Origin of the sequence: Streptomyces sp. NPDC046887 (genome assembly GCF_040644755.1) — a bacterium.
In the GTDB taxonomy this organism is placed as follows: Bacteria; Actinomycetota; Actinomycetes; order Streptomycetales; family Streptomycetaceae; genus Streptomyces; species Streptomyces lichenis.
Genome location: NZ_JBEYXH010000037.1, coordinates 15,555 through 41,062, shown reverse-complemented (window position 1 = coordinate 41,062; position 25,508 = coordinate 15,555). Strand labels below are relative to the sequence as shown.

27 protein-coding genes and 2 pseudogenes are annotated in these 25,508 nt (G+C 73.1%); 19 read left to right on the top strand and 10 right to left on the bottom strand.

The features are described 5' to 3' along the window. The first annotated feature begins 139 nt into the window (after positions 1–139). The 8 genes and pseudogenes from ABZ945_RS26805 (at position 140) to ABZ945_RS26770 (ending at position 6,212) form a co-directional block, all read left to right on the top strand. Positions 140–971, top strand: a pseudogene (locus ABZ945_RS26805) (alpha/beta fold hydrolase). 71 nt (positions 972–1,042) lie between these two features. Further along, positions 1,043–1,297: a MoaD/ThiS family protein gene (locus ABZ945_RS26800; RefSeq protein WP_361274415.1), complete on the top strand. Its 255-nt coding sequence runs from the start codon at positions 1,043–1,045 to the stop codon at positions 1,295–1,297. A 10-nt stretch (positions 1,298–1,307) separates the two neighbouring features. Further along, complete coding sequence (locus ABZ945_RS26795; RefSeq protein WP_361274413.1) at positions 1,308–3,041, top strand: hypothetical protein; 1,734 nt, start codon at positions 1,308–1,310, stop codon at positions 3,039–3,041. Positions 3,042–3,187: 146 nt separating this feature from the next. Next, the gene (locus ABZ945_RS26790) at positions 3,188–3,880 is read left to right on the top strand and encodes a DUF2993 domain-containing protein (RefSeq protein WP_361274410.1); all 693 of its coding nucleotides are present in this window, start codon (positions 3,188–3,190) and stop codon (positions 3,878–3,880) included. Positions 3,881–4,088: 208 nt separating this feature from the next. Beyond that, on the top strand, positions 4,089–4,172 hold the full coding sequence (locus ABZ945_RS26785) for a putative leader peptide (protein ID WP_361274487.1): 84 nt from the start codon (positions 4,089–4,091) through the stop codon (positions 4,170–4,172). Positions 4,173–4,584: 412 nt separating this feature from the next. Beyond that, positions 4,585–5,430: a sulfurtransferase gene (locus ABZ945_RS26780; RefSeq protein WP_361274408.1), complete on the top strand. Its 846-nt coding sequence runs from the start codon at positions 4,585–4,587 to the stop codon at positions 5,428–5,430. A gap of 52 nt (positions 5,431–5,482) precedes the next feature. Then, positions 5,483–5,770, top strand: coding sequence for a DUF1416 domain-containing protein (locus ABZ945_RS26775; protein WP_105870484.1), 288 nt, complete (start codon positions 5,483–5,485; stop codon positions 5,768–5,770). Positions 5,771–5,936: 166 nt separating this feature from the next. Further along, positions 5,937–6,212 (top strand): DUF3099 domain-containing protein, encoded by a 276-nt coding sequence (locus ABZ945_RS26770; RefSeq protein WP_361274405.1) that lies wholly within the window; start codon positions 5,937–5,939, stop codon positions 6,210–6,212. A 39-nt stretch (positions 6,213–6,251) separates the two neighbouring features. On the opposite strand, the gene ABZ945_RS26765 is transcribed toward ABZ945_RS26770, so the two are convergent. After that, positions 6,252–6,614 (bottom strand): DsrE family protein, encoded by a 363-nt coding sequence (locus tag ABZ945_RS26765; protein ID WP_361274402.1) that lies wholly within the window; start codon positions 6,612–6,614, stop codon positions 6,252–6,254. Between the two features lie 327 nt (positions 6,615–6,941). Here ABZ945_RS26765 and ABZ945_RS26760 point away from each other — a divergent pair, with 327 nt between their 5' ends. The 3 genes from ABZ945_RS26760 to ABZ945_RS26750 all read left to right on the top strand — a co-directional run bounded on the left by ABZ945_RS26760 (position 6,942) and on the right by ABZ945_RS26750 (position 9,136). After that, positions 6,942–7,514: an FABP family protein gene (locus tag ABZ945_RS26760; protein WP_248636345.1), complete on the top strand. Its 573-nt coding sequence runs from the start codon at positions 6,942–6,944 to the stop codon at positions 7,512–7,514. Positions 7,515–7,621: 107 nt separating this feature from the next. Beyond that, positions 7,622–8,146 carry a transcriptional repressor gene (locus ABZ945_RS26755; protein WP_361274398.1) on the top strand — a complete coding sequence of 175 codons (525 nt, stop codon included), beginning with the start codon at positions 7,622–7,624 and terminating at the stop codon, positions 8,144–8,146. A gap of 9 nt (positions 8,147–8,155) precedes the next feature. Continuing rightward, entirely contained in the window at positions 8,156–9,136 is a 981-nt protein-coding gene (locus ABZ945_RS26750) for a folate-binding protein (RefSeq protein ID WP_361274395.1), read from the top strand. 55 nt (positions 9,137–9,191) lie between these two features. Here ABZ945_RS26750 and dtd read toward each other — a convergent pair whose 3' ends face one another. Continuing rightward, entirely contained in the window at positions 9,192–9,617 is a 426-nt protein-coding gene (dtd, locus tag ABZ945_RS26745; RefSeq protein ID WP_361274392.1) for a D-aminoacyl-tRNA deacylase, read from the bottom strand. Between the two features lie 473 nt (positions 9,618–10,090). Between dtd and ABZ945_RS26740 the strand changes: the two genes are divergently transcribed. The 3 genes from ABZ945_RS26740 to ABZ945_RS26730 all read left to right on the top strand — a co-directional run bounded on the left by ABZ945_RS26740 (position 10,091) and on the right by ABZ945_RS26730 (position 12,924). After that, a complete protein-coding gene (locus tag ABZ945_RS26740; protein WP_361274389.1) occupies positions 10,091–10,588 on the top strand; it encodes an ABC transporter substrate-binding protein in 498 nt (165 codons plus the stop codon). 39 nt (positions 10,589–10,627) lie between these two features. Continuing rightward, positions 10,628–11,605, top strand: coding sequence for an asparaginase (locus tag ABZ945_RS26735; RefSeq protein ID WP_361274387.1), 978 nt, complete (start codon positions 10,628–10,630; stop codon positions 11,603–11,605). Positions 11,606–11,673: 68 nt separating this feature from the next. Further along, complete coding sequence (locus ABZ945_RS26730) at positions 11,674–12,924, top strand: GNAT family N-acetyltransferase (protein ID WP_361274384.1); 1,251 nt, start codon at positions 11,674–11,676, stop codon at positions 12,922–12,924. Positions 12,925–12,969: 45 nt separating this feature from the next. Here ABZ945_RS26730 and ABZ945_RS26725 read toward each other — a convergent pair whose 3' ends face one another. The 5 genes and pseudogenes from ABZ945_RS26725 to ABZ945_RS26705 form a co-directional block, all read right to left on the bottom strand. Beyond that, positions 12,970–14,133 (bottom strand): MerR family transcriptional regulator, encoded by a 1,164-nt coding sequence (locus tag ABZ945_RS26725; RefSeq protein ID WP_361274381.1) that lies wholly within the window; start codon positions 14,131–14,133, stop codon positions 12,970–12,972. A gap of 88 nt (positions 14,134–14,221) precedes the next feature. Next, complete coding sequence (locus tag ABZ945_RS26720; protein WP_361274378.1) at positions 14,222–15,139, bottom strand: GNAT family N-acetyltransferase; 918 nt, start codon at positions 15,137–15,139, stop codon at positions 14,222–14,224. Beyond that, positions 15,136–16,311, bottom strand: a complete 1,176-nt coding sequence (locus tag ABZ945_RS26715) for a glycosyltransferase (protein ID WP_361274375.1) — start codon at positions 16,309–16,311, stop codon at positions 15,136–15,138. Before ABZ945_RS26715 ends, ABZ945_RS26720 begins: the two co-directional genes overlap by 4 nt. Before the next feature lie 272 nt (positions 16,312–16,583). Next, a pseudogene (locus ABZ945_RS26710) lies at positions 16,584–16,886 on the bottom strand (ATP-binding protein); the annotation flags it as partial. A gap of 45 nt (positions 16,887–16,931) precedes the next feature. Continuing rightward, positions 16,932–17,243: a hypothetical protein gene (locus ABZ945_RS26705; protein WP_361274372.1), complete on the bottom strand. Its 312-nt coding sequence runs from the start codon at positions 17,241–17,243 to the stop codon at positions 16,932–16,934. A 220-nt stretch (positions 17,244–17,463) separates the two neighbouring features. On the opposite strand from ABZ945_RS26705, the gene ABZ945_RS26700 reads away from it, so the two are divergent. From ABZ945_RS26700 to ABZ945_RS26680, 5 genes are all read left to right on the top strand, one after another. Then, positions 17,464–18,312 carry a hypothetical protein gene (locus ABZ945_RS26700; protein WP_361274369.1) on the top strand — a complete coding sequence of 283 codons (849 nt, stop codon included), beginning with the start codon at positions 17,464–17,466 and terminating at the stop codon, positions 18,310–18,312. 101 nt (positions 18,313–18,413) lie between these two features. Next, positions 18,414–18,755: a hypothetical protein gene (locus ABZ945_RS26695; RefSeq protein ID WP_361274366.1), complete on the top strand. Its 342-nt coding sequence runs from the start codon at positions 18,414–18,416 to the stop codon at positions 18,753–18,755. 317 nt (positions 18,756–19,072) lie between these two features. Continuing rightward, on the top strand, positions 19,073–19,501 hold the full coding sequence (locus ABZ945_RS26690; RefSeq protein ID WP_361274363.1) for a helix-turn-helix transcriptional regulator: 429 nt from the start codon (positions 19,073–19,075) through the stop codon (positions 19,499–19,501). Positions 19,502–19,604: 103 nt separating this feature from the next. After that, entirely contained in the window at positions 19,605–20,204 is a 600-nt protein-coding gene (locus ABZ945_RS26685; protein ID WP_361274361.1) for a hypothetical protein, read from the top strand. 153 nt (positions 20,205–20,357) lie between these two features. Next, positions 20,358–20,702 (top strand): DUF2516 family protein, encoded by a 345-nt coding sequence (locus ABZ945_RS26680; protein ID WP_248636427.1) that lies wholly within the window; start codon positions 20,358–20,360, stop codon positions 20,700–20,702. Positions 20,703–20,743: 41 nt separating this feature from the next. On the opposite strand, the gene ABZ945_RS26675 is transcribed toward ABZ945_RS26680, so the two are convergent. From ABZ945_RS26675 to ABZ945_RS26665, 3 genes are all read right to left on the bottom strand, one after another. Continuing rightward, positions 20,744–22,006 carry a SpoIIE family protein phosphatase gene (locus ABZ945_RS26675; protein ID WP_361274359.1) on the bottom strand — a complete coding sequence of 421 codons (1,263 nt, stop codon included), beginning with the start codon at positions 22,004–22,006 and terminating at the stop codon, positions 20,744–20,746. Positions 22,007–22,698: 692 nt separating this feature from the next. Next, on the bottom strand, positions 22,699–23,865 hold the full coding sequence (locus ABZ945_RS26670) for a C40 family peptidase (RefSeq protein WP_361274356.1): 1,167 nt from the start codon (positions 23,863–23,865) through the stop codon (positions 22,699–22,701). A gap of 177 nt (positions 23,866–24,042) precedes the next feature. Further along, a complete protein-coding gene (locus ABZ945_RS26665; RefSeq protein WP_361274354.1) occupies positions 24,043–25,428 on the bottom strand; it encodes an MFS transporter in 1,386 nt (461 codons plus the stop codon). Positions 25,429–25,508 lie beyond the last annotated feature (80 nt).

Sequence of the window (25,508 nt, the reverse complement as noted above, 5' to 3'; positions counted from 1 at the left end):
CGTACGGTGGTGCGGGACCCTCGCGCCCTGAGAGTCCGCCCCGTGAGCTTTTGTTCATCCGCCCGTAACAACGGTCGGAAAACACAAAAGGACCCGGGGGCTGCTTCGCCCGAGTCCTCTCCGCAGCACAATAGCTCATATGAGTTCCGAGCCGGAGAGGGCGTTTCACACTGTGGATGATCGGCCGGTCACCCGCGGTCGGCCCGGCGGTCTTCTCCGCGCAACCCTGCGGACATCCGACGGCGTGCCGATCGAGGCCGTCCACACGCCTCCCACCAGGGCTTCTCTCCACGGTGACACCGCCATCGTCCTCGCGCACGGCTTCACCGGCTCGGTGGAGCGGCCCGCGGTGCTCCGGGCGGCCGCGGTGCTCCGCCGCCGGGCGGCCGTGGTCACCTTCTCCTTCCGCGGCCACGGCCGTTCGGGTGGCCGTTCGACGGTCGGCGACCGGGAGGTGCTCGACCTGGCGGCCGCGGTCGGCTGGGCCCGGCAGCTGGGCTACCGGCGGGTGGCCACGGTCGGCTTCTCGATGGGCGGCTCGGTGGTGCTGCGACACGCCGCGCTCTACCGGGAGGACCCGGGGGCGCGAACCGACGCGGTGGTCTCGGTGAGTGCGCCGGGCGCGCTGGTACTACCGGGGCACGGCGCCGATGCGCCGGCTGCACTGGGTGGTCACTCGGCCGGCCGGGCGGCTGGTGGGGCGGTACGGGCTGCGCACCCGCATCCACGGCCGGGACTGGGACCCGGTGCCGCTCTCCCCGGTCGAGGCGGTGCCGCTGATCGCTCCGGTCCCGCTGCTGGTGGTGCACGGCACCGCGGACCCGTACTTCCCGCTCGACCATCCCCGGATGCTGGCCGCCGCCGGCCCCGCCGAGCTGTGGCTGGAGCCCGGCATGGGCCACGCCGAGGACGCGGCCGACGAGCCGCTGCTGGCCCGGGTGGGGGAGTGGCTGGCGGGGGCTGAGGAGTAGGGGGCGGGAGGCGCGCGCCGGGGTTGTCGGTGCCATGGCCCATCATGGATGCCGACGAAAGGAGCGTCGCTATGGCAGCGGGCACCATCCGCTACTGGGCCGCGGCCAAGGCCGCCGCCGGCACCGCCGAGGAGCCGTACGCAGCGGACAACCTGGCCGAGGCGCTGGCCGCCGCCCGCGATCGGCACCCCGGCGAGCTGGTGCGGGTGCTCCAGCGGTGTTCCTTCCTGGTCGACGGCGACCCCGTCGGCACCCGTGGCCACGACACGGTCGTCCTCGCCGAGGGCGGCACGGTCGAGGTGCTCCCGCCGTTCGCAGGAGGGTGAGCCGCGCAGCATGAGCAGCAGCGAGCAGCAGTATCCGAGCGAGCAGTACGGAAACGGGAGCGGGACCGGGGAGGTGTACGGGGACGGGCAGCGGTACGAGAGCCAGGAGCCGTACGCGGACGGGAACGGGCAGTCGTACGAGAACGGGCAGTCGTACGCGGACGGGCAGGCGTACGGGACCGAGGAGCCGTACGGCAGCGGGCAGCCGTACCCGCAGGGGCAGCCATCTCCGTATGAGCCCGGGCCCTACGCCCCGCAGACCCCGCAGGCTCCCCAGAACCCCCAGGCCCGGTACGGGCAGCCCGGTTCCGCCTACGCGGACGGGTCCCGCCCCGCCGAACCGAACCCCTACGCGAGCGGCGCCCAGCCGGGGTACCAGCAGTACGAGACGCAGCCGTACGAGAGCGCCCCGTCCTACGGCGGCGCACCGGTGCAGAGTGGCGGCACCCAGCCCCCGTACGGCACGCAGCCCCCCTACGGCACGCAGTCCCCCTACGGCGCGCAGCAGCCGGCCGATGCCCAGCAGCCGTACGGTGCCCAGCGGTCATCCGGGGGCCATGGGCCCTACGGCGCTCAGCAGTCCTACGGTGACCAGACCTGGGAGGGCCAGACCTGGGACACCCATGTCCAGCCCTCCCTCCGGCAGACCGCTCCACCCTCTGCCCCCGCTCCCACCCCCGCCCCCGCTCCCGTGGACCAGACCGCGATCCTGCGGCCGATCCGGGATGAGCAGAGCCGACCGGCGGAACGGCCCGGCCATCCGCCGGCCGCCCCGGAGACGGGTGCCGGGGCTCCGCTGCCGCCCGAGGTGCCGTACGACCGGCCCACCGCGATGCTGCGTCCGATCACCGACGACGAACCCGCCCCCGGGGCGGCCGAGCCGGTGACCGGCCAGGGCGTACCGGGGCCCGCCGCCGCGGTTCCCGCCCCGGCCGGGCCTGCCGGACCGGCCTACGGGGCGCCGACCACCTCCGGTGAGGTCCGGCTGACCGACGCCCAGCGGGCGCGGGCCGAGGGCCGGTCGCCGATCATCGAGCCGGGCATGCAGCCGGCGGCGCTCACCGCCGTGCTGGGCTGTCTGCTCGCCGGGGGCGCCGCCCTCGGGCCGTACGGGCTGCTGCTGCCGCTCGTCCTGCTCCAGGCGGTCACCGCGGCCGGCTGGTTCCGGCTCAACGGCATGTGGCCGGCCCGGCAGGGCATCGCCCTGGCCTTCGCGGGCGGGGTCACCGCCGACGCCGCGCTGCTGGCGACCGGCCGGCAGCACGCACCGGCGGCGATCATCGGCACCCTCGGAGTGTGGGTGCTGCTGGTGCTGGTCCTCCAGCTGCGCAGCCACGCCGGTTCGGACGAACGGCAGTACGGGCTGATGGCCACGGTCGTCTCGTCCGCGCTGGCGGTGCTGGCGGCGGGCCATCTGGCGGCCGTCCAGGACGCCGTGGTGATCGGGGCACTGGCGGTCGCGGCCGCCGTACCGGTACGCGCGCTGCCGCTGCCCGGCCCCCTCTCCCTGGTGGCCGGGCTGCTCGCGGCGGCCGGTGCCGGGGCGGCCGCGGGACTGCTCACCGGGGCGGAGCCGCTGCGGGCCGCGCTGCTCGGGGCGGGCGCCGGGGTGTGCGCGCTGATCGGCCACCGGGTGGCGAGCTACGACTACCCGTCCCGCTTCGTCCATATGACCGCCGGGGTGGCGCTGCCGCTGGCGGCCGCCGCGCCCGCGGTGTACCTGCTGGGGCGGGCCCTGGTGTGACGGCGGGCACTGGTCCGGCGGCCGGGGTCTGCGCGGGCCGGGGGCGGGAACAGGAACCGAACGGCCCCCTCGAACGTCGATCATGACGTGACGACGGGGGTCGGCAAGGACGGACCGACGACGGCCAGGGTGGGGGACACCGAACGATGCGTGCACTGCGGATACTTCTGATCACCGCCGTGGTCCTCGGGGGGCTGTTCGTCCTCGCGGACCGGCTGGCGGTGAACTACGCGGAGTCCGAGGTGGCGGACCGGGTCAAGGCCAGCCGGGGCCTGTCGTCCACCCCAGAGGTGTCCATCAAGGGCTTCCCGTTCCTCACCCAGGTGGTCGGCCGGGAGCTGGAGCAGGTCGACATCGGCCTGTCCGGGGCGGAGGCCTCGGCGGGCGGCCGGGCGGTCCGGATCACCGAGATGGACGCCTCCCTGCGCGATGTGCGGATCGAGGGCAACTTCGACCGGGCCATCGCGGCCACCGCCACCGGCACCGCCCGGATCAGCTACGCCGACCTCGCCGCCGCCGCCCAGGAGGACGTCACCCTCGCCTATGGCGACAACGGCAAGGTGAAGCTCACCGGCTCCATCGAGGTGCCGGTGCTCGGCAAGATCAGTGAGAGCGTGCTGTCCACGGTGAGCGTGGTGGACGGGAACACCCTGCGGGTGCGCGCCGACAAGGTGCCCGGCGGCTCCCTACCCGGGGTGGAGGGCCGGATCCGCGAGCGCACCGACTTCGACCGCACCATCAGCGGGCTGCCCACCGGGCTGAGCCTCCAGAAGGCCGAGGCGACCGCGGACGGCCTGCGGATCTCGCTGACCGGCAAGGACGTCGCCCTGGCCGGCTGACCGCCGCCTGTCTGCCTCGTCTGCTCCCCGCCTGCCCCACATGGTGAGACGGAGCCGTCCGTTCCGTAGGCGGAGCCGGGCGAATCGGGTGCTCCGCGGTGGCCCCGGAGCGGGCCTTCGCTGTCGCCGTCCCGCCATTCGGGCGTTCTCGTCTCAGGATTCGACACGCCGGTGACACGGCCGCCGGTCCGTCCCTACGATCGGACGCATGAAGCAGCGACAGGCGGATCTCACGAAGCGGCGGGCAGTAGACCTGTGCCGCGTCGCCGCCATGCTCTGTCGCTCCCTCTGAGCGGAGCCCGGTCTTCCGCAGCCCCGAGGTCCCCGCGCGTTCCGACGCCCCGGCCGGACCTGGACCGTGCCCGAGCCGCACCAGCCACGATCCCGTACCCGCAGCAGTGCCGTACGAGCCGCCAGACGGACCCGCACGGCCGCGACACGAGACGCGCAGAGGCGAGGAAGAGGCGAGCGAGGCCCGACGATCAGGACAAGGTGAGCGGTCGAGGCGCGCGAGCGTCCGCGATCGCACCGCACGATCCGAGACCGGGCCCGCCGCCCCGGCACCGGGTATCCGCACCGGCGCGGCAGAACGCCAACCCGCCGCACCGCGAGGAACCGCCAGGGCCGGACCGGCTCCGATACGAACGGCCACACCCCGCACCACCCGCACCATCCCGCCGCCCACTGCCCCGGAGGAGAACAGCATGAGCCGCAGCGACGTCCTGGTAGACGCCGACTGGGTCGAGGCCCGGATCGACGACCCGAAGGTCGTCATCGTCGAGGTCGACGAGGACACCTCGGCGTACGACAAGAACCACATCAAGAACGCCGTCCGGATCGACTGGAAGCAGGACCTCCAGGACCCGGTCCGCCGCGACTTCGTGGACCAGGAGGGCTTCGAGAAGCTCCTGTCCGCCAAGGGCATCGCCAACGACGACACGGTCGTCCTCTACGGCGGCAACAACAACTGGTTCGCGGCGTACGCCTACTGGTACTTCAAGCTGTACGGCCACGACAGCGTCAAGCTGCTCGACGGCGGCCGCAAGAAGTGGGAGCTGGACTCCCGCGACCTGGTCGACGGCTCCCAGGTGCCGAGCCGCCCGGCCACCGAGTACAAGGCCCGGGCCCAGGACACCTCCATCCGCGCCTTCCGCGACGACGTGGTGGCCGCGATCGGCGCCAAGAACCTGGTCGACGTGCGCTCCCCCGACGAGTTCAGCGGCAAGCTGCTCGCCCCGGCGCACCTTCCGCAGGAGCAGTCGCAGCGCCCCGGCCATGTGCCCAGCGCCCGCAACATCCCGTGGTCCAAGAACGCCAACGACGACGGCACCTTCAAGTCGGACGACGAGCTGACGTCGCTCTACGCCGACGAGCAGGTCGATCTGGCGAAGGACACCATCGCCTACTGCCGCATCGGTGAGCGCTCGGCCCTGACCTGGTTCGTGCTGCACGAGCTGCTCGGCCAGGAGAACGTCAAGAACTATGACGGCTCGTGGACCGAGTACGGCTCCCTGGTCGGCGTGCCGATCGAGCTCGGCGCCGCAAAGTAGGCAGCAGCCCCCCGACCCCTCCCTCCCCCCGTTTTACCTAGGAGTACCCCTTATGTGTGGAGCACAGGCCGGCGGCCCCGACGCTTCGACGATCAAGCCCGGTGAGACCACCATCCAGGGCCAGGTGACCCGCGACGGCGAGCCCGTCACCGGTTACGTGCGCCTGCTGGACTCGACCGGCGAGTTCACCGCCGAGGTCCCGACCTCCGCGACCGGGCAGTTCCGCTTCTACGCGGCCGAGGGCACCTGGACGGTCCGCGCGCTGGTGCCGGGTGGCACGGCCGACCGCACGGTCGTCGCCCAGCAGGGCGGACTCGCCGAGGTCGCCATCGCGGTCTGAGCACTGCCATACAGCGGCCGCAAGGCCCGCACGACGGTCGAAGGGCCGTGCCTCCTGGGGGTTGGACGCTTACCGGGCCGGGGCACGGCCCTTCGGTCTGCCCGGAGGCCGGTCCGCCCCGTTCAGCGTCTGCCCGAACGCCGGCGGCGGCTCGTACCCTGGACGTATGTACGCACGGCGTCGGCATCTCTACTTCGGGATGATGGCGGTCTGCCTGGTCCTCTTCGTGGGGGCCTGGGCCGTGGTGCGGCTCTGGTCGGTGCCGGCCGCCATCGCCATGTGCGTGGTCGCCATGGTCATACCGCCCATCGCGGCCATGGTCGCCAACCGGCGGGGCCCCGAGGACCGCTGGTGGGACGAGATGCCTTCAGGGGACGAGAAGTCCGACGAGTGGTGGGACGAGCTGGACGGGCGGCGCCGCCCCCGCCGACCCAGCCCCTGATCCCCGTAGATCAGATCCCCGGGATCAGTTCCCCGTGGATCAATAGACGAGGGCCTGGGCGCCGTCGGCCGTCGCCTCGCTGACGAAGACCTGCGCCCCGGCGATCCGCACCCCCTGAAGCACATCCCGCTCGGTGATCTCGCGGCGGGCCGCGCACTGGGTGCACAGGGTGATCCGGCCCCCGGCCAGGACAGAGTCGACCAGGTCCGGCAGCGGCGCCGCGTGCGGCAGCTCGAACTCGGCCGCCCGGCCCGGCAGGGCGAACCACGAGGACTCACCGGTCAGCCAGAGGGACACCTCCACCCCGCTGGCGACGGCCACCGCCGCCACCGTGAACGCCTGCGAGCAGCGCTCGGGGGCGTCGGCCCCCGCGGTCACCTTGATCACGAGCTTCTTCGCCATACCGGGAACTGTACGGCGCGGGGTACGGCCCGCCCGGGCCGCGCCCCGTACCTCGCGAGGAGCGGCGGGGTGCCACCCATTAGGCTGGGAGGCGGTCCGCGTACCCGCCGTACCACCCCGGCGCCGCCGTCAGCCCCGCTCACCGAGGAGCACCCGTGCTTGAGACCTTCTTCTCCGCCCTGCTGGTCCTGGTCTGCGTGGGCGTGCTCGCCTTCGCCGTCCTGACCGTGAAGAAGCTGTACCAGGGCCAGCGCTGAGCGCCCCCCGACCTCGTAGAACCACCTTCCCGAACGCCCCCCGCGCCCCGAGAGACCGGCAGAGCAGCCCATGATCGAGATCCCGTCCGACCTGAACCCGGAACTCGTCCCCCTCGCGTTCCTCCTCGGCACCTGGGAGGGCGCGGGCGTCTCGGACTTCCCCGGCGCCGAGAAGTGCAACTTCGGCCAGTCGGCCACCTTCAGCCATGACGGCCGGGACTTCATCGAGTACGTGTCGCACACCTGGGTGCTCGACTCCGAGGGCAACAAGGTCCGCCCGCTGGAGACCGAGAGCGGCTTCTGGCGCGTGGACAAGGACCGCAAGGTCGAGGTCGTGATGGTGCGCGACTCCGGTGTCGTCGAGGTCTGGTACGGCGAGATCGCCGACAAGAAGCCGCAGATCGACCTGGTGACGGACGCGGTCGCGCGGACCGCCGCCTCCGGGCCGTACAGCGGTGGCAAGCGGCTCTACGGCTATGTGAAGGGTGACCTGATGTGGGTCGGCGAGAAGGCCACCCCGGAGGTCCCGCTGCGCCCGTACATGTCCGCGCAGCTGAAGAAGGTCGTCACCCCGCAGCAGGTCGAGGCGTGGGCCAAGGACCTCGGCGACCTCCCGGACGACGGAATCGCCTTCTTCAAGTAGGGCCATGCGCCCCAGGGGGCGCGGGCCGGACGCTCGCTTGTGTGGAACGGCCGCTGCGCGGCATCGGAGCCCTGAGCCGGACGGGCCGGGGCTCCTACACTGGACGCGTGGTGAGCACCGACTGGAAAAGCGACCTGCGGCAGCGCGGCTACCGGCTGACTCCCCAGCGCCAGCTCGTCCTGGAGGCCGTGGACGTGCTGGGGCACGCGACGCCCGACGACATCCTCACCGAGGTGCGCAAGACCGCCTCCGGGGTCAACATCTCCACCGTCTACCGGACCCTGGAGCTGCTGGAGGAGCTGGGCCTGGTCAGCCATGCCCATCTGGGCCACGGCGCGCCGACCTACCATCTGGCGGACCGGCACCACCATCTGCACCTGGTGTGCCGGGACTGCACCGAGGTGATCGAGGCGGACGTGGAGGTGGCCGCCGAGTTCACCGCCAAGCTGCGCGAGACCTTCGGCTTCGACACCGACCTCAAGCACTTCGCGATCTTCGGCCGCTGCGCCGACTGCACGGGGAAGGCCGAGGCGGCCGCCGCCGGTCGGCCTGTCCCCGGAAAGGCGGCCGCCGCCGCGGACGGGAGGAAGCCGCGGGGTGACACGGGCGACGCCCGTACGGGGGAGTCGTAGGCTGATCGCATGCTGCGACAGTCACCGACCAGTCCCCTGCTCTCCTTGCCCGGCGCCGTGCCCGCCGAGGGCGCGGACGAAGGGGTCGCCGCGCACTACGGCGACCTGTTCCGGGAACAGCGCGCCCTGGCCGACGGCCGGGGCCTGGTCGACCTGAGCCACCGGGGGGTCGTCGCGGTCAGCGGCGCGGACCGGCTCACCTGGCTGCACCTGCTGCTCACCCAGCACGTCAGCGAGCTGCCGCCCGGGCAGGCCACCGAGGCGCTGGTGCTCTCCGCCAACGGGCACATCGAGCACGCCCTGTACCTGGTGGACGACGGCGAGACGGTCTGGGCGCATGTGGAGCCCGGCACCCAGGAGGCGCTGATCGGCTACCTGGAGTCGATGAAGTTCTTCTACCGGGTGGAGGTCGCCGACCGCACCGAGGACTTCGCCGTGGTCTACCTGCCCGCGGGCTCCATCGCCGAGGTGCCGCCCGGCGCCGTGGTCCGCGAGACCCCGCACGGCCGGGACGTCTTCCTGCCGCGCGGTGAGCTGGCGGCCTTCGCGGAGCGGCACGGCCCGGCGGCCGGCGTCTTGGCGTACGAGGCGCTGCGGGTCGAGTCGCACCGGCCCCGCCTCGGCTTCGAGACCGACCACCGGACCATCCCGCACGAGCTGGGCTGGCTGGAGAGCGCCGTCCACCTCCAGAAGGGCTGCTACCGGGGCCAGGAGACGGTGGCCCGGGTCAACAACCTGGGCCGGCCCCCGCGCCGGCTGGTCTTCCTGCACCTGGACGGCAGCGAGGTGCATCTGCCGGGCCACGGCACCCCGGTGCGGCTGGCCTCGGACGGGGAGGAGGGCCGCCAGCTGGGCTTCATCACCAGCTCGGCCCGCCACCACGAGCTGGGCCCGATCGCGCTCGCCCTGGTGAAGCGGAACGTCCCGGTGGACGCCCCGCTGCTGGCCGGCACCACGGCCGCCGCCCAGGAGACGGTGGTCGAGCCGTAGCCCGTACGGCCCCGGGGCGATCCCGGGGCGATCGCGGGGCCACCCGGGTGCGTACTCACACCTCCACGAGCACCGTGAACGGGCCGTGGTTGGTGAGCGAGAGCCGCATGTCGGCGCCGAACCGGCCGGTCGCCACCGTCGCCCCCTGCTCCCGCAGCCGGGCGACCACCTCGTCGACCAGCGGTTCGGCGACCGGGCCGGGAGCGGCGGCGTTCCAGGTGGGGCGGCGGCCCTTGCGGGCGTCCCCGTACAGCGTGAACTGGGAGACCACCAGCAGCGGGGCGTCCACGTCGGAGCAGGACTTCTCGCCGTCGAGGATCCGCAGCGACCACAGCTTCCGGGCCAGCCGCTCCGCCTTCTCGGGGGTGTCGTCATGGGTGACCCCGACCAGGACGCACAGCCCCTCGCCGGTGATCTCGCCCACCGTCTCGCCCGCCACCACGACGCTCGCGCCGTCCACCCTCTGCACCACCGCACGCATGGCGACCAACCTATCGCCCCGCTCCCGGAGTCCCTCCGTCCCGCTCCCGAAGCGAACCCCGGCGTGATTCGTACGCGTCCGAACGGGTGCAGCCGCCTGCACCGGCGGTGGCACAACTGGCACCATGCCTCTCAGGCGGTGCCTTACGCACCGGTCGAGGGGACGGATTCCACATGAGCACTTCCGGCGCCGGGCAGTCGCCGCATCCCGTACCGATGACATGTGCCACCGGCAGGCGAGGTGGTGGACCGGCGGACCGCCCGCCCGCCCAGCGGACCGGGGCGCCGGCCGGTCAGCCGGGCCCGGGTGCCCCGGGCGCCGAGGGCACGGCCGCCGCCGTACTCCCCGGTGAGGGGACGCCCGCCGTGCTCCCCGGTGAGGGCCAACCGGGCGGCCTGCCCGCTGTACTCCCCGATGGCGGCCCATCCGGCGGTTTGCCCGCCGCACTCCCCGGTGACGGCCAACCGGGCGGCTTGCCCGCCGCCGAGCAGCCGCCGCACGACCTGTCCGCGCTGCGGCTGCCGGAACTGCGGGCGCTGCGCCGGGACTCCGGCGCCGACGAGGCCGACCTCAGCTATGTCCGCCGGCTGCTCCAGGGCCGGATCGACATCCTCCGGGCCGAGCTGGCGCGGCGCGGCGGGGCGCAGCCGCCGGTGGTGGACCGGTTGTCCGAGATCCTCGCGGACGCCCCCTCCCGGCACCGCTCCTCGGCCCGGCATGTGACGCTCTCCACCCCGCGCGGGGAGGAGTACCGCCGGTTCGCGGCCGAGGTGCTGGCCGAGGTCGGGCTGTCCGACCTGGCCGCCCGGACGGACCAGGAGCTGCATGACGGGCTGGGGCGGCTGGCGGCCTACGAGCAGCAGGTCTCGCGCCGCCGCCAGCAGCTCCAGCGGACGGCGGACGGTTGCAGCGCCGAGATCGCCCGCAGGTACCGTGAGGGCGAAGCTCAAGTAGACGACCTGCTGCGCTGAGGCAGCGGCGGCGGGTCCCTCCCGGAAGGCCGCCGTTCCATGACCTCCTCCGCCCCCGCCGCACCCCCGGCCGCCGCCGCGCCGCCGGTCCTCGCCGAGGTGGTCCGCTCGGGCTTCACCGAGGGCCACCACCGGGGATCGCTGGTGCTGCTGGCCGCCGACGGGAGCGTGCTGGACTCGGTCGGCGACCCGGCGGCGCCGGTCTACCCGCGCTCCTCCAACAAGCCGATGCAGGCGGCGGCGCTGCTGCGGGCCGGGCTGGAGCTCTCCGGTGAGCGGCTGGCGCTGGCCGCGGCCAGCCACTCGGGCGAAACGATTCACCTGGACCTGGTCCGCACCATGCTCGCCGAGCACGGGCTGACCGAGGCCGACCTCCAGACCCCGCCCGACCTGCCGCTGGACCCGGTCGAGGCGGAGGCGTACCTCGCCGCCGGGCACCGCCGGGCCCGGCTGGCCATGAACTGCTCGGGCAAGCACACCGCGATGCTCGCCGCCTGCGCCCTCAACGGCTGGGACCCCGGCAGCTATCTGGACCCGGCGCACCCGCTCCAGCGCCTGGTCCACGACGAGGTGGAGGCCGCCGCCGGGGAGCCGGTGGCCTCGGTCGGCACGGACGGCTGCGGGGCGCCGCTGATGGCGATCAGCCTGCTGGGGCTCGCCCGGGCGTTCCGCTCCTACGTCCTGGCGGAGCCGGGCACCCCGCAGCGCCGGGTCGCCGACGCGATGCGGGCGCACCCGGAGTACGTGGCGGGCACCCGGCGCCCGGACACCTGGCTGATGCGGGCCGTCCCGGGCACCCTGTCCAAGATGGGCGCGGAGGCGGTGCAGGCGGTGGCGCTGGCGGACGGCCGGGCGCTCGCCTTCAAGATCGACGACGGCTCCACCCGGGCGCTGGGCCCGGTGCTGGCGCGCGCCCTGGAGCTGCTCGGTGTCTCCGATCCCGTACTGGAGCGGATCGCGGACACCCCACTGCTCGGCGGCGGCCGCCGGGTGGGCGAGGTCCGCGCCGCGTTCTGAGCCGGGCTGAGCGTTCCGGGAGGAAATCGGATGCGGGGTGCGGGTACGCGGATTTAGCCTGTGCCGCCATGAGCCTCCACCTCCGCACCCTCACCGAGACCGACGCCGACGTGGCCGACTGGATACGGGCCATGCGCGTCGGGTTCCTGTTTCCGCCGTCGGCGAGCGAGGAGGAGGTCAGGGTGCGGGGCGCGAACATCGATGCCACCCGCACCCAGGGGGCCTTCGAGGACGAGCGCTGTGTGGCCACCTTCCGCTCGCACGACCAGGACGTCTCCGTACCGGGTGGCGCCCTCGTCCCGGCCGACGCGATCACCAATGTCACCGTCTCACCCACCCACCGGCGGCGCGGGCTGCTCAGCCGGATGATGGCGGCCGACCTCGCGGCGGCCCGGGAGCGCGGTGACGTCCTGTCCACCCTGATCGCCGCCGAGTACCCGATCTACGGGCGGTACGGGTTCGGGCCGGCCGCCTGGTCGACCGAGTGGACCGTCGACCTCCGTCGCGCCGGGCTGGATCCGCGCTGGTCCGGCCCGGGCGACGGCGGCCGGATCGACCTGGTCACCCCCGAGGAGCTGCGCAAGCTGGGCCCGGACCTCTTCGAGCGGGTCCGGGCGGTACGGCACGGCATGGTCAGCCGCTCCGCGCGCTGGTGGGAGCGGAGCACCGGGATGCACCAGATCCCGGACGAGCCGTGGAAGGAGCCGTTCTTCGCGGTGTACCGCTCGGCCTCCGGCGAGCCGGACGGCTATCTCGCGTACACCGCCGACGACCACTGGGAGGACGGCAAGCAGCCGCTGAACACGGCGACCGTCCGCCAGCAGGTCGCCGCGACGCCCGCCGCCGAGCGCGCGCTCTGGCTCTTCCTCTGCTCCGTCGACTGGATCACCCTGGTCAAGACCGGCCACCGCGCCCCCGACGACCTGCTGCCGCTGCTGCTGCCCGACCCGCGCGCGGCCAGGGTCACCACCCACGCCGACTTCCTCTGGCTGCGGATCATGGACGTGGTACGGGCCCTGGAGGCGCGGACCTACGCCGCCGAGGGTGCCCTCGTCCTGGAGGTGCGCGACGGGTCGGGGCTCTCCGGCGGGCGGTTCCGGCTGGAGGCCGGCCCGGAGGGTGCGAGCTGCGCGCCGACCACCGCGTCCGCCGAACTGACCCTCGGCATCGAGGAGCTGAGCACCCTCTACCTGGGTGACGAGTCGGCGGTACGGCTGGCCGCGCTGGGCCGGGTCGAGGAGAGCGCCCCCGGCGCCGCGGCCCGCGCCGACGCCCTGCTGCGCACCTCCCGCCGGCCGTGGTGCCCGGACGTCTTCTGACGGGGTCCCGGAACCGCCGGCTTCCGGCCACGGGGAGTTAGCGAATTACGTGCCCGAAGGGGTGGGAGCGGGCGAAGCCGTCGCAGCCGCCGGCTCGCGCAGGTCGGCCACGGCGCAGCTGACGTTGTCGGGGCCGCCGTACCGGTTGGCCAGTTCGACGAGCCGGTGCACCGCCTGCTCGGGGCCGTCGGCCGAGGCGACCACCCGGCGCAGCTCCTCGGCCGGGACGACGGCGGACAGCCCGTCGGAGCAGAGCAGCCAGCGGTCGCCGGCCTGTGTGTCGTGCAGCCGTACGTCCGCCGGGGCCGTCCCGGCACCCCCGTTGCCGGCCTCGGCGTTCAGACCCAGGGCCCTGGTCAGCAGGGACCGCTGCGGATGGGAACCGGCCTCCTCCGGGCTGAGCCGTCCCTCGTCCACCATCGACTGGACCAGGGTGTGGTCATGGGTGATCTGGAACAGCTCGCCGTCGCGCAGCAGATACGCGCGGGAGTCGCCGACGTGGGCGAGGGCCAGCCGCGACCCGGTCCAGAGCAGCGCGGTGAGCGTCGTACCGGCGTCCTCCCCGTCCCCGTCCTCGGCGGTGATGCTCCGTACGGCCCGTCCGGCCTGCTCGACCGCGTCCTCCAGAGCCCCCAGCAGACTGCCGACCGCCACCCCGCCCTCGTCCCCCTCCCCCGCGCCGCCCTCCAGCCGCTTGAGTGCCTCGATCGCGGCGGAGCCGGCGGGTGCGCCCGCCCCGCCGAAGCCGTCGGCGACCGCGAGCAGCCGGGAGCCGGCGTAGGCGGTGTCCTGGTTGCTGCCGCGGACCAGGCCCTGGTGGGACAGGGCGGCGTAGCGGATCTCCAGCGGTGGTGTGGTGATCGCGGTCATGTCGGGGCCCCTTCGGCTCAGATGGTCGACGAGGAAGGCGGCCAGGTGCCGCCGTTCGGCGGTCTCCGCCTCGACCCCTGCCCAGAACGCCCGGATCTCCTGGGCGGCCGTGTCCGCGTCCAGCGTGCCTATCAGCCGGATGCGGGCGAGCGGCATGCCCAGGCGGCGCAGCCAGGCGACCAGCCGTGCGTGCTCCAACTGCTCGGGCGCGTAGTGGCGGTATCCGGTCAGCGGGTCGACCCGGGCGGGGGTCAGCAGGCCGAGTTCGTCGTAGAGGCGCAGGGCCTTCGGGGACAGCCGGGACGCTCTGGCGAACGCTCCGATGGTCAGCAACCGCATGGCTCCCGTCCTCACCTTCCTCGGATTCCTCGGGCCGGGCGTCGGGTGCCCGGCCTGACCGATGCTGGGGCCTGCCCCAAGGGCAAGGTCAACCCCGGCTCGTACGCGGGTCGCCGGCGGTCTCCGGGAAGTCGTACACCGCCCAGTCGGCGAGTGCCCGATAACCGAGGCGCTGGTAGAGGGCGTTGCTGGTGGGGTTGGACAGATCGGCGAACAGCACGACCTCCCGTGCGCCCGCGGCCAGCGCGGCCCGGCTCACCTCCGCGGTCACCGCGCCCGCGTAGCCGTGGCCGCGCAGCCGGGCCGGGGTGTAGACGACGTCCACCTGGATCTGGCCGCCGATCAGCGGGTTCATGCCCGCGAGGGAGACGGGGGTGCCGTCCGGGGTCTCCCAGAGCGTGTAGCGCTTGTCGGCGTAACGGGAGTCCGCCCATGACTCGGCGCTGAGGGAGACGGACTCCCCGACCGCCTGGGCGAACTCGCCGCACCAGTACACGGCCTGGTCCAGGTCCTCCTCGCCCAGGACGCGGCCGCGGCCGGCCGGCAGCGGGTCCGGCGGGGTGAGCGTGCCGAGGCGGTACAGCCGCAGCCGGAGGTCCCGGAGTCTCGGCGTCACCCCGGTGTGCCGCTGCCAGGCCTCGGCGAAGGCGCTGGCGCTGTCGCGGTCCGCGCTGACGGAGGGGAGGGAGTGGCCGAGGGCGGCCAGGTGGGCGGCGAGGGTGTCGGCCTGCTCGGGGGTGAGCGGGGTGAGGCCCAGCCCGCGGGAGGGCAGGCGGAAGAAGACGGCGCGGACCTCACCCTTCTCCTCCAGCCGGCCGAACACCGCGGGTCCGGTGCCGAACGCGCCCGCGCCGCGCGCTCGCAGCCGCGCGGTCCAGGTCAACGGCATCACATGCCGGCCGGGCCGCGAACGCAGGAAGTCACCGGCCGCGGCAAGGAAGTCATCGACATCCTCCGTGAGCTGCCAGTCACGCCACCATCCACCGGTCCCGCTCACCCTCGTCATCCGCCCAGCATGCCCCGTATCTCCTGGAAATCCAGCGGCGGCAGCTGAGCCAGCTCGGCGCCGGCCGCGCCCATCGCGGCGCCGTAGCGCGGGGTGTCCAGCAGGTCCGTCAGGGCGCCGGCGATCGCCTCGCGTCCCGCCGTGATGTCCAGCGCCCGGCCCAGACCGCGGCGGGCGAACGCGGCGGTGTTGCCGGGCTGGTCGCCGAGAACGCCCATGCCCAGGACGGGGGTCGCGCCCTGCACCGCGTCGAGCAGGGACGCCCGGCCGCCATGCGTCACGAACAGGTCGGCCCGGCGCAGCAGCGCGGGCTGCGGGGCGTGCGGGACGACCCTGAGGTGCGGGCTCCCGCTCGGCAGCCGGCCCGCGAGGTCCCCCGCGGACACGATCGCGTCGCAGTCGATCGCCCGCAGCGCCGCCATGATCTCCCGGTACGCGTCCCCGACGACCCTCCGCAGGCCGGACATCGCGGTGGTCAGGGTGCCGAGGCTCACATAGACGAGCGGGCGCGAAGGGCGGAGGGAGAGGGCCGGAACCAGACCCTCCGCGAGGGCGGTACGGAAGGGGGCGAGGGTGCGCCGGACCGCCCGTACCGAGGGCGGCGGCGGAATCTCCCTCCCCTCGTAGAACCAGTGCACCGGCGCCGGGCCGAGCATCGGCGGGAGCGCGGGCGGGTCCAGCTCGTACCGCTTGTAGAGGGGGAGCAGCGCGGGCGCGACATGGGCGTCCCAGAGGTCCAGGAGCACCGGGCCGAGGCCGTTGTCCGCTGCGAGCAGCGGCAGCCCCAGCACCCTGGCCGCGAGCTGCGCCCCGAGGTCGCCGCATTCGGCGATCACCAGATCGGGGCGCTCCCTGGCCCACGCGCCGAGCAGGTCCCGAGCCTTCGCCTCGGCCTGCCCGGGCCAGAGGTCGCCGAAGACATACCGATTGAACGCGGCGTTCCCGTGCCGCTGCCACACCTCGCTCGCCGCCCGCTGGACGACGGGATCGCACGTCCACTCCGCACCGGCCCGACCGAACCCCACCCCCCGCAGCCGGGCCTCGCGGCGGAACATGGACGGGGCGTGCAGCGTGACCCGGTGGCCCTGCTCCAGGGCCGGGCAGATGACGTAGTCCAGCGCGGACACATGGGAGGGAATCGGTTCGGCGGTGATCGCTATCCGTAAGGTCATCGGGGCCACTCCACGCTCGGTCCACCGGGTCGACACCCGGGCTTGGCCGGCAGCCTGCGGCCCGATCCGTCCCAACCGCCACGGCCAACGGCCGGTCCGGGACACCGGAACGCCCGCACCACCCCCGACCAGCGCTCCTACGCCTCGGCTGGAACGCCGGAATGGAACGCGGGTGCGTGGTGTCGATGGCCTCGGCCCTACGCCCCCCGACCGGACGGTGCGTCCGCCACACCCGCCTCAGGGCTTCGAGCTCCTCTCGGGGGAATGTGCCCTCACCCCTTGACGGCCTCCGCGATCCGCAGGGCGGCCTGGACGGGTGTGAGGTGCGTGGTGTCGATGACCTCGGCCTCCCCGTGCAGCCAGGTGCGGGCCGCCTCGGCGTAGGGCTCAAGGTGCCGCAGACGGAACGGGGAGTCGGGGCCGAGGACGGTGTCCCCGGCGATGCGCCCGCGGAGGGTGTCCTGATCGGCGTGGAGGACGAAGTGCCGTACCGGAACCGCATGTTCGGCGAGACCCGCGCTGATCTCCCGCCAGTACTCCTCCACCAGGAAGGTCATCGGCATCACCAGGGTGCCGCATCCATACGATCATGCGGCCCACGCTGGCGGCGACCGGTCCTCTCACCTGTATGCCGACAGCACGTCGCGGAGGGCGAGAGGGGAGCGGCCGGTCAGCTGGGTGTAGTCGTGTCCGACCCGGTCCCAGCGCTGTTCGCGCACCGAGGCAAACATGGACGAGAAGGCGTAGAGCCACCAGGGATCCAGGCCGGTCGCCGCCGCCTCGGCGCAGTACGTGTCCTCCGGGATGTCCACGTACGCGACCGGCGTCTTCCATGCCTCCGCCGCGATCGAGGCCTCGGTGAGGACGAGAACCTTAGGACAGACCCCTCTGGGCAGTACCCAGAGCGCGGCTGCTCGCCGGAAGACACTCAAGATTTTTCACCCGCGGAGGAAGCGGCTGCTCAGCTGGCGGCTCACCTTCTATGAGGCCAACAACCCGGGCATAGGTAATTTGAATGTGCGTCCTAAGAAGGTGCCTTAAATAGCAGTCACACGTAGTTTTCTTAAGCGCACTACGGCGCGTCAAGTCAGCGAAGCTGACCAGGGGTTGATTGCGTGCACAAGGTGGCAGCAAGTGTGTCACCCTCTCCGTATGACCACCACCGAGAGCGAGAGAAACCAGGCAGCCGAGAAGGCTGGGATCGACACGGACGAGGTCGGCGAGAACCTGGGTCACCTGACCCAGGAGCGCACCATTGAGCTCCTCCTCGCCCGCTCGAAGCGGGCGAACCGTACGGTGCCGATCAGGAGGGACTTCCTCCAGACGGGCAAGACCCCCAACACCCAGCCCGGCGTCATGCGCTCCCTCGTCGCCAGCAGGCAGGAGCGTGCTCTCGACCTCTACCTGCTTATGGCCGCAGTTACCGGCGCCGGCGACTACTCGGTGACCGACTGGTCATCGACCTGGGCCAGGACAGTGGGCATCTTCGACGAGAAGTCCGGGGCATCTGCAGTCTCCCGTGCCTGGAAGGGGCTGAGGGAACTCAACGTCATCTCAACCGCCAGGGGCGCGGGCCGTCGGACCACGGTTACCAAGCTCCTCGAGGACGGCTCCGGCCCTTACCACCCGCCGGTCGCCAACGAGGCGTACTTCCAGCTGCCCTTCGAGTACTGGGAGCAGAACCTGCACACGACCCTGTCCCTGCCGGGCAAGGCCGTGTACCTGATCTCCCTGGCGCAGCGGAAGCCGAAGTTCTCGCTGGCCCAGGCCAAAGTCGGTGAGTGGTACGGCCTTGCCGAGCGGACTGTCGCGAAGGGGATCAAGGACTTGATCCACCACGAGGTCCTGGAACGGGTCGGATCGCAGGTGTACGAGACCCTCGCCGTTCCCTCGGGGCGGGCCTCTCGGCCCCTCTACGCACTCAAAGACCCGTTCGGCCACCGAGGGCTGCCTGTGTCCACGCCCCGGGACTCCTCTGAGGAGCAGAGCCAGGAGGGCTGAGTCCCCGTAAACGGCGGCGGGGCCGCGTTGCAACGCGGCCCCGGCCCATGTCCCCCAAATCCGATCCGGCCAGATCACGACCAAGGAAGACGGAACCCATCATGAACCAGCAGCTCACGTCCCACACCCCCGGCCTGACGTCCGTACCTGACGAGCCGGCCCCGCCCGACCCCGCTGCTCTCCGGGACCAAGCGCTGACCGATCGCGTGCCCGTTCCCCCCGCCAGCGGCGGAAAGCCCACCTCCATGTCGATCGTCCAGTGCGTGGCCTCCACCGGGCGTGGCGTGGCCATTGCGCTGCCGCCGGCCACGTTCCTCGGTTGGATCGATCTCCACCCGACCTTCGCGTACGGGTACTCAGTCATGTGGGGAGTGAGCGAAGTCCTGATGCCGTGGATCACCTGGGTGCGAACCCGCTACTCGGTGGTACGCCGAGCTTCCTGACGCATCAACGTTTCACCTCCTGCAGGGTCCGTCCACACTCGGGCCGGGCCCTGCACTACTTCCGCAACTGTCGCTGACCACTCACATCCCACGTCGCCAGCCACTGACGTCCTGATGTCGTCCGACGACGAGTTCGTGAAGCGTCAACCGGCGAGAGGTATCGCGAGGCCGCCTGGACGTCCGCCAGCCAGGCGGTGCCAACCACTGCTGAGATATGTCAACTATCGCTGCGAGACACAGACGGCTTGGCGACCGGGTGACAGCCTTTTGCAAGCGGTTGCTTGCAAAAGTTAGCGAGTGGGGGCACCATCGGTGGCATGGCATCGCTCAACGTCGGCAACCTCGGTGACTACCTCAGGGAGCAGCGCCGAAGCGCGCAGCTCTCGCTGCGGCAGCTCGCGGAGGCGGCCGGGGTGTCCAACCCGTATCTGAGCCAGATCGAGCGCGGGCTGCGCAAGCCGAGTGCCGAGGTGCTCCAGCAGGTCGCCAAGGCGCTGCGGATCTCCGCGGAGACGCTGTATGTGCGGGCCGGGATCCTGGACGAGCGGGAGCGCGAGGAGCTGGAGACGCGTGCGGTCATCCTCGCCGACCCCTCGATCAACGAGCGGCAGAAGCAGGTGCTGCTGCAGATCTACGACTCGTTCCGCAAGGAGAACGGCCTCGATGCGGCCTTGGTCGTCCACGATGCCGGCGAGGACGCGGGTATCGGCGGTGCGGCCGGTACGGGGCCTGGGGCCCGTACCTGAGCAGCCGCCCGAGCCTCGGGTGGCGGGCTCCGCCCCTGCCCGGTCCCTGACCAGTTCCCAGATTTCCGACTCTCCCGACTGTGCGATCCGGAGGATCACCACCGTGGCCATCATCGAAGAACTGCGTACCCCCTTCTACTTCGCCGCCGGTACGGCGGACCTCGCCGTGCGGCAGGCGCGCAAGGTCCCCGGGCTGATCGAGCAGATCGCCACCGAGGCGCCGGCGCGGATCGACGCGGTACGCCGGACCGACCCCAAGGCCGTGCAGGAGCGGGTCAGCACCCAGGCCAAGGAGGCCCAGGCCACCGTGCAGGCCCGGGTGACCGAGGCGTTCGGCAGCATCGACACCGACTTCAGGAAGTTCGGCGAGACCGCCCAGGGCCTGGCCCTGCGGAGCGTGGGCGTGGCCGCCGAGTACGCGGTCAAGGCGCGCGAGGCCTACGAGCGGGTCGCCGAGCACGGTGAACAGGCCGTGCGCACCTGGCGCGGCGAGGCCGCCGACGAGCTGACCGAGATCGCCGTGGTGGTCGAGCCGGAGCCGGCCCCGAAGCCAGCGCCTGCGCCGTCCGCCACCCAGGGGCCGGAGGAGGCCCCGGCCGCGACCGTGGAGACCCCGGCGGCCGCGCCCAAGCGGGCCGCCGCCAAGAAGACGCCTGCCGCGCGCAAGCCGGCCGCGAAGAAGCCGGCCGGCGGTAGCGAGTAGCCGTGAGCCCGTCCGGCCCGCGCACCCGGGGGAGCACCCCGGCTGCGCGGGCCCGGGCACGTTCGGCGGCGCGGCCGCGTTGTACGAGTACCTTGGCCGCGAGGGGAAACGACGGTACGACGGGGTTCCACGACTGACTAGGCGGTGCTCACCATGTTGCTCCAGGGGTTCGGCACGTTCATCTCGCTGCTGTATCTCGCCATGACCCTGCTCGCCGTGGCCGCCTTCCTGCTCGCGGTGACGGCCCGCGAGGACGCGTACCGGGCGGCGGACAAGCAGAGCAAGACCTTCTGGCTGGTCATCCTGGGCATCACGGTCGCGGTGAACCTGCTGGTGCCGATGCTGTTCCTGCAGATCGCCGGGCTGATCGCGTCGATCGTCTTCATGGTCGACGTGCGCCCCGCCCTCCGGCAGGTGTCCGGCGGCGGCAAGCGGGGCGGCCGCCGCGGCGGCTCCAGCAGCGACGGTCCGTACGGGCCGTACAACGGCGGCCGGTAGCCGGTAGCCGGTAGCCGATGGGCGGTCGGCGGGGGTGTCCGTCAGCGGCGGTCGCGGCGGTGGCGGGAGAGCAGCAGGACGGCGACGTCGTCCGTCAGCTCCCCGCCGTTCAGCTGCCGGACCTCGGCGACCGCCGACTCCAGCAGTTCCTCGCCGTCCAGGCCCTGGGCGAACTGGCGGGAGACCATCTCGACCATGCCCTCCTGGCCCAGCCGGGGCGACCCGGGCCCGGCGGTGCGGCCCTCGATCAGCCCGTCGGTGTACATCATCAGGCTCCAGGAGCCGCCCAGCTCCACCTGCTTGCGCGGCCAGCGGGCGCGCGGCAGCACCCCGAGGGCGGGGCCGGAGTCCTCGTACGGCAGCAGCCCGGTGGGGGCGCCGCGCCGGGCGATCAGCGGCGAGGGGTGCCCGGCCAGGCAGAGCCCGGCCCGCCGCCCGTCCGGGGCGATGTCCACGGTGCACAGGGTCGCGAAGATCTCCTCGCTCTCCCGCTCGTGCTCCAGCACCTTCTGGAGCGTGGAGAGCAGCTCGTCCCCGCACAGCCCCGCGAAGGTCAGCGCCCGCCAGGCGATCCGCAGCTCCACCCCGAGGGCGGCCTCGTCCGGCCCGTGCCCGCTGACGTCGCCGATCATCGCGTGCACCGTGCCGTCGGGGGTGCGCACGGTGTCATAGAAGTCGCCGCCGAGCAGCGCCCGGGACCGGCCCGGGCGGTAGCGGGCGGCGAACCGCAGGTCGGAGCCCTGGAGCAGCGGGGTGGGCAGCAGTCCGCGCTCCAGCCGGGCGTTCTCCTGGGCCCGCAGCCGCGACTCGGCCAGCTTCACCTGTACGGAGTCGGCCCGCTTGCGCTCGACCGCGTACCGGATGGCGCGGCTGAGCAGCGGCCCGTCCAGCTCCTCGCGCAGCAGATGGTCCTGGGCCCCGGTGCGCACCGCCTCCGCGGCCAGCTCCGCGTCCCCGGCGGAGGTCAGCGCCAGTACGGCGTGCCGGGGCGCGAGGCGCAGCACGTGGCGGAGCGCGGTGAGCCGGTCGGCGTCGACTGACCCGGCCGGGGTGGAGGAGGGCAGGGCGAGGTCGACGAGCACGCAGTGCACGTCGTCGGTGAGCAGCCGCTCGGCCTCGGTGAGGTTGCGGGCGGTCCGGATACGGACGCGGTTGCCGGAGGCGTCGGTCAGTTCCGGTGCGGTGAAGGTGCCCGCCGGGTCGTCCTCGATCACCAGCAGGGTGAGGTCGGTGCCGCCTGTGTGCTCCGCGCCGGCGGCGCGGTCCGATGGGTCCACCCTCTGCCGCGGTACGGGTACGGGCATGGCTTGGTTCCTTCCCTCCCCCCGAGGGCACGGCGGCGCGTCGGACGACACACCGCCGACGGGACCATAGCGGTACGCGGTGGCCCAACGGAATGGCGATCACGGGATGGCTGTTGGCATATGCCGCGCAGTGGGAGGTAGTTGGCACCGCCTCATGACGAACATCACGCGGGTGGTGTTGGCCCGGTCACATGCCGGACGCGGTGGGGACGATTCCCGGGGCATTGGGCGCCTTTCCGCGCCCGGGGCAACCGGGTGCCTTGCCGGGCCCGGCCGTCCGCGGTGCCAGGCCCCGCCCGAAGCGCGCCCATCTGGGCCCGGCCCGCCTGCGGTGCCCGGGCAGGCCCGCAGTGTCCCCTGCCGGGCCCGGCCCGGCGGGTCGCGCCCCGCCGGGCCGACGGCTCCGGGGGCCGCCCCGCCCGGACGACTCGGCCCGGGCCCGCATTCGCGGGGCCGTCCTGCTGGACCCGAGCTCTCCGGGGAGGTCATGCTCGGGCCCGCGCTCCGGAGGCCGCCCGGATCAGACCCGTGCTCCCCGGGGACTCCCGGCGGCAGGCAGGCACGCCTTGCCGGGCTGGGGCGTGCCCTGCCGCGCCTGGCGCACCTAAGGTCGCCTTGCCCGGCCCGCGTTCCCGGGCCAGGCCTGCCCCGGCCTCGCTTCCAGGAGTCAGGCGGCCGGCCGACCGGCGTGTCTACTCGGAGGCGGAGGCGGAGGCGGCCGCGTCGGGGCGGACGACTCCGAGGATCCGCATCGAGCCCGCGCCCGCGATCGTCACCTGCCGCCCGGGGCGGGGGGCGTGCACGATCTGGCCGTCGCCTATGTACATCCCGACATGGCTGGCGTCCGCGTGGTAGATGATCAGGTCTCCGGGACGCAGGTCCGCGACGTCGACGCGCGGCAGCAGCCGCCACTGCTCCTGGGAGGTGCGGGGGATGACCGTGCCGGCCGCCGCCCAGGCCTGCGAGGTGAGCCCCGAGCAGTCGTAGGAGTCCGGGCCCTCCGCCCCCCAGACGTACGGCTTGCCGATCTGGGCCGTCGCGAAGGCCACCGCCTTACCGCCGGCCGTGCTCGCCTCCGCTCCCGTCCCCGCCTCGGCCGGCTTGTCCGCCGACTTCAGGGCGCCGGACTCCAGCCACGCCCGCTGGGCCCTGGCCTGCTCCTGCCGCTCCAGCTCCAGCAGCCGCTCGCGCTCGTCGGCCTCCAGCCGCGACTCCAGCTTCTCGGCCGCGTCGATCTTGGCCTCGATCTCCTTCTTCCGCTCCGCCTGCCGGGCCCGGGCGTTCTCCAGCCGGGTCCAGTGCGCGCTGGCGTCCTTGGTGTACTGCTCCAAGTCGCCCTGCTTCTGCTTCAGTTCGGTCAGCAGGTCCTTGGTGGCCTTCTGGCCCTGGCGCAGCCGGCCGACCCCGTCGAGAAAGAGGTCCGGGTCGTCGGTGAGCACCAGCCGGGCCTGGTCGGGCATCCCTCCGGCGCGGTACTGCGCCCGGGCCGCGGCACCCGCGCGCCGCTGGAGGTCGTCGATGCGGAGCTGGCCGTCCACGATGGCCCGGGACAGCCGCACAATCTCCGTGGACTGCTTCTCCGCCTGCTCCTCCGCGAGGTTGTACGCGTCGGTGGCGGAGGCGGCCTGCCCGTACAAGTCCTCTATCTCCTGGCGGACTTGCTCCAGGGAGCGGCCCTCCCCGGAAGCGGGGGCGGAGGCGGAGGTGGGGTCGGGGGCCACGGGGGCGCCCGGGGCCGCGTAGGCCGCCTGGGCGGGCAGTACGAGCACGGTCAGCGCGCAGATGACGGTGATCGCGGCGGCGGTGCTCCGGCGCCCGCGCCCCTCACCCGGCCGAGCGTCACCACGGCGTCGGTCCACGACGTCCCCCTCCAGCCCCTCCTGATTAACCGCCAGTAACTTAGCGGCACACGAGATCGTGCCATGGGACGGGGGATTCCAACACCCCTGTGGATCCCTGCGGGTGCCTGTGGATTCCTGGGGATTCCTGTGGACAACCGCCTCGGAGGCGTTCACCCGTCCCGGTGGTGGGTGCGGTCACTCGGCCGGGGTGGAGGCCGGGGCAGGAGCCGGGGCCGGGACCTTTCCCTCCGGGGCCGGGGCCGGGGCCCTTTCGGCCGAGGGCGCCGCCGGGGGCGCGGCTCCGTCGACCGCCGCATCCGGGCCGCCGCCCGGCGCCTCGCCCAGCGCGGCGGGCAGGCCGCGCATCAGCAGCCAGTACCCGGCGCCGGCCAGGGTGCCGATCACCGCGCAGCCCGCCCACAGCCAGCCGGCGCCGTAGTGGTCGATCACCGCGCCGGAGACGAGCGGGGCGACCAGGGCGGCGACCGACCAGGACATGCTGTAGACGCCTTGGTAGCGGCCGCGGCCGTGCACCGGGGAGAGCTGGACCACCAGGCTGGTCTGGGTCGGGGCGTTCACGATCTCGGCGAGGGTCCACACGCAGACGGTCAGCGCGTAGACGGCCACCGAGTCGGCGAAGGCGGTGAGCCCGAAGCCGTACCCGGCCAGGATCGAGGAGACGATCAGCAGCCGGCGCGGATCGCGGCGCACCAGCCAGCGGGTGACCGGGATCTGGAGGACCACGATCAGCAGCCCGTTCATCGCCATGGCCAGGCCGAAGTCCGCCGCGTCGAAGCCGTCCGCCCCCATGGCGACGGGCAGTCCCACATACCCCTGCTGGAAGATCAGCGAGATCAGGAACGACAGCCCGACGACGCCCATGAACCGCCCGTCGGCCACCACGTCCCGCAGCCGGACACCGTCCCGGGCCCGTGCCCCCTTCCGCACCCCCGTGCCCTCGCCTCCGGTCGACGTCTCCCGCGCGTCCGGCCGGGTCTCGGGGAGCTTGACGAAGACCAGCACCGCGCAGACCAGGGTGAGCGCCGCCTCGCCGAGGAAGCCGGCCAGATAGCTGTGCTCGGCGATGAACCCGGCCGCGGCGGAGGAGACCGCGAAGCCCATGTTGATCGCCCAGTAGTTCAGGGAGAACGCCCGCACCCGGTCCTCGGGCGGCACGATGTCCGCCATCATCGCCTGCACGGCGGGCCGGGAGGCGTTCGAGGCCGCGCCGACCAGGAAACCGACCGCGGCGATGGCCACCGGGTGCTCCATGAAGCCGAGCAGGGCGACGGAGCCCGCGGTGGCCAGCTGGGCGGCCAGCAGGGTGGGCCGCCGCCCGAGCCGGTCGGTCAGCACGCCGGCGACCAGCGAGGAGATGACCCCGCCGAGCCCGTGCAGGGACGCGACCAGCCCCGCGTACGAGGCGGAGTAGCCCCGCTCCAGCGTCAGGTACAGCGCCATGAAGGTGGCGACGAAGGCGCCCAGCCGGTTGATCAGGGTGCTGGTCCACAGCCACCAGAACGCCCGTGGCATACCCGCCACGCTCTCCCGTGCGGCCCGTCCCACCGCTGCGACCGACATGTCCCGCCCCCGTAACCCTGTAAGCGCCCTACCCGGTACTCGGACGTTACGAGGAGGGGGGAGCGGGAGGCCAGCGAATT

Bases quoted from the DNA above. Each gene is read 5' to 3' on its own strand.
- ABZ945_RS26800 (WP_361274415.1), top strand. From the start codon at position 1,043: ATGGCAGCGGGCACCATCCGCTACTGGGCCGCGGCCAAGGCCGCCGCC.
- ABZ945_RS26795 (WP_361274413.1), top strand. From the start codon at position 1,308: ATGAGCAGCAGCGAGCAGCAGTATCCGAGCGAGCAGTACGGAAACGGG.
- ABZ945_RS26790 (WP_361274410.1), top strand. From the start codon at position 3,188: ATGCGTGCACTGCGGATACTTCTGATCACCGCCGTGGTCCTCGGGGGG.
- ABZ945_RS26785 (WP_361274487.1), top strand. From the start codon at position 4,089: ATGAAGCAGCGACAGGCGGATCTCACGAAGCGGCGGGCAGTAGACCTG.
- ABZ945_RS26780 (WP_361274408.1), top strand. From the start codon at position 4,585: ATGAGCCGCAGCGACGTCCTGGTAGACGCCGACTGGGTCGAGGCCCGG.
- ABZ945_RS26775 (WP_105870484.1), top strand. From the start codon at position 5,483: ATGTGTGGAGCACAGGCCGGCGGCCCCGACGCTTCGACGATCAAGCCC.
- ABZ945_RS26770 (WP_361274405.1), top strand. From the start codon at position 5,937: ATGTACGCACGGCGTCGGCATCTCTACTTCGGGATGATGGCGGTCTGC.
- ABZ945_RS26765 (WP_361274402.1), bottom strand. From the start codon at position 6,614: ATGGCGAAGAAGCTCGTGATCAAGGTGACCGCGGGGGCCGACGCCCCC.
- ABZ945_RS26760 (WP_248636345.1), top strand. From the start codon at position 6,942: ATGATCGAGATCCCGTCCGACCTGAACCCGGAACTCGTCCCCCTCGCG.
- ABZ945_RS26750 (WP_361274395.1), top strand. From the start codon at position 8,156: ATGCTGCGACAGTCACCGACCAGTCCCCTGCTCTCCTTGCCCGGCGCC.
- dtd (WP_361274392.1), bottom strand. From the start codon at position 9,617: ATGCGTGCGGTGGTGCAGAGGGTGGACGGCGCGAGCGTCGTGGTGGCG.
- ABZ945_RS26735 (WP_361274387.1), top strand. From the start codon at position 10,628: ATGACCTCCTCCGCCCCCGCCGCACCCCCGGCCGCCGCCGCGCCGCCG.
- ABZ945_RS26730 (WP_361274384.1), top strand. From the start codon at position 11,674: ATGAGCCTCCACCTCCGCACCCTCACCGAGACCGACGCCGACGTGGCC.
- ABZ945_RS26725 (WP_361274381.1), bottom strand. From the start codon at position 14,133: ATGCGGTTGCTGACCATCGGAGCGTTCGCCAGAGCGTCCCGGCTGTCC.
- ABZ945_RS26720 (WP_361274378.1), bottom strand. From the start codon at position 15,139: ATGACGAGGGTGAGCGGGACCGGTGGATGGTGGCGTGACTGGCAGCTC.
- ABZ945_RS26715 (WP_361274375.1), bottom strand. From the start codon at position 16,311: ATGACCTTACGGATAGCGATCACCGCCGAACCGATTCCCTCCCATGTG.
- ABZ945_RS26700 (WP_361274369.1), top strand. From the start codon at position 17,464: ATGACCACCACCGAGAGCGAGAGAAACCAGGCAGCCGAGAAGGCTGGG.
- ABZ945_RS26695 (WP_361274366.1), top strand. From the start codon at position 18,414: ATGAACCAGCAGCTCACGTCCCACACCCCCGGCCTGACGTCCGTACCT.
- ABZ945_RS26690 (WP_361274363.1), top strand. From the start codon at position 19,073: ATGGCATCGCTCAACGTCGGCAACCTCGGTGACTACCTCAGGGAGCAG.
- ABZ945_RS26680 (WP_248636427.1), top strand. From the start codon at position 20,358: ATGTTGCTCCAGGGGTTCGGCACGTTCATCTCGCTGCTGTATCTCGCC.
- ABZ945_RS26675 (WP_361274359.1), bottom strand. From the start codon at position 22,006: ATGCCCGTACCCGTACCGCGGCAGAGGGTGGACCCATCGGACCGCGCC.
- ABZ945_RS26665 (WP_361274354.1), bottom strand. From the start codon at position 25,428: ATGTCGGTCGCAGCGGTGGGACGGGCCGCACGGGAGAGCGTGGCGGGT.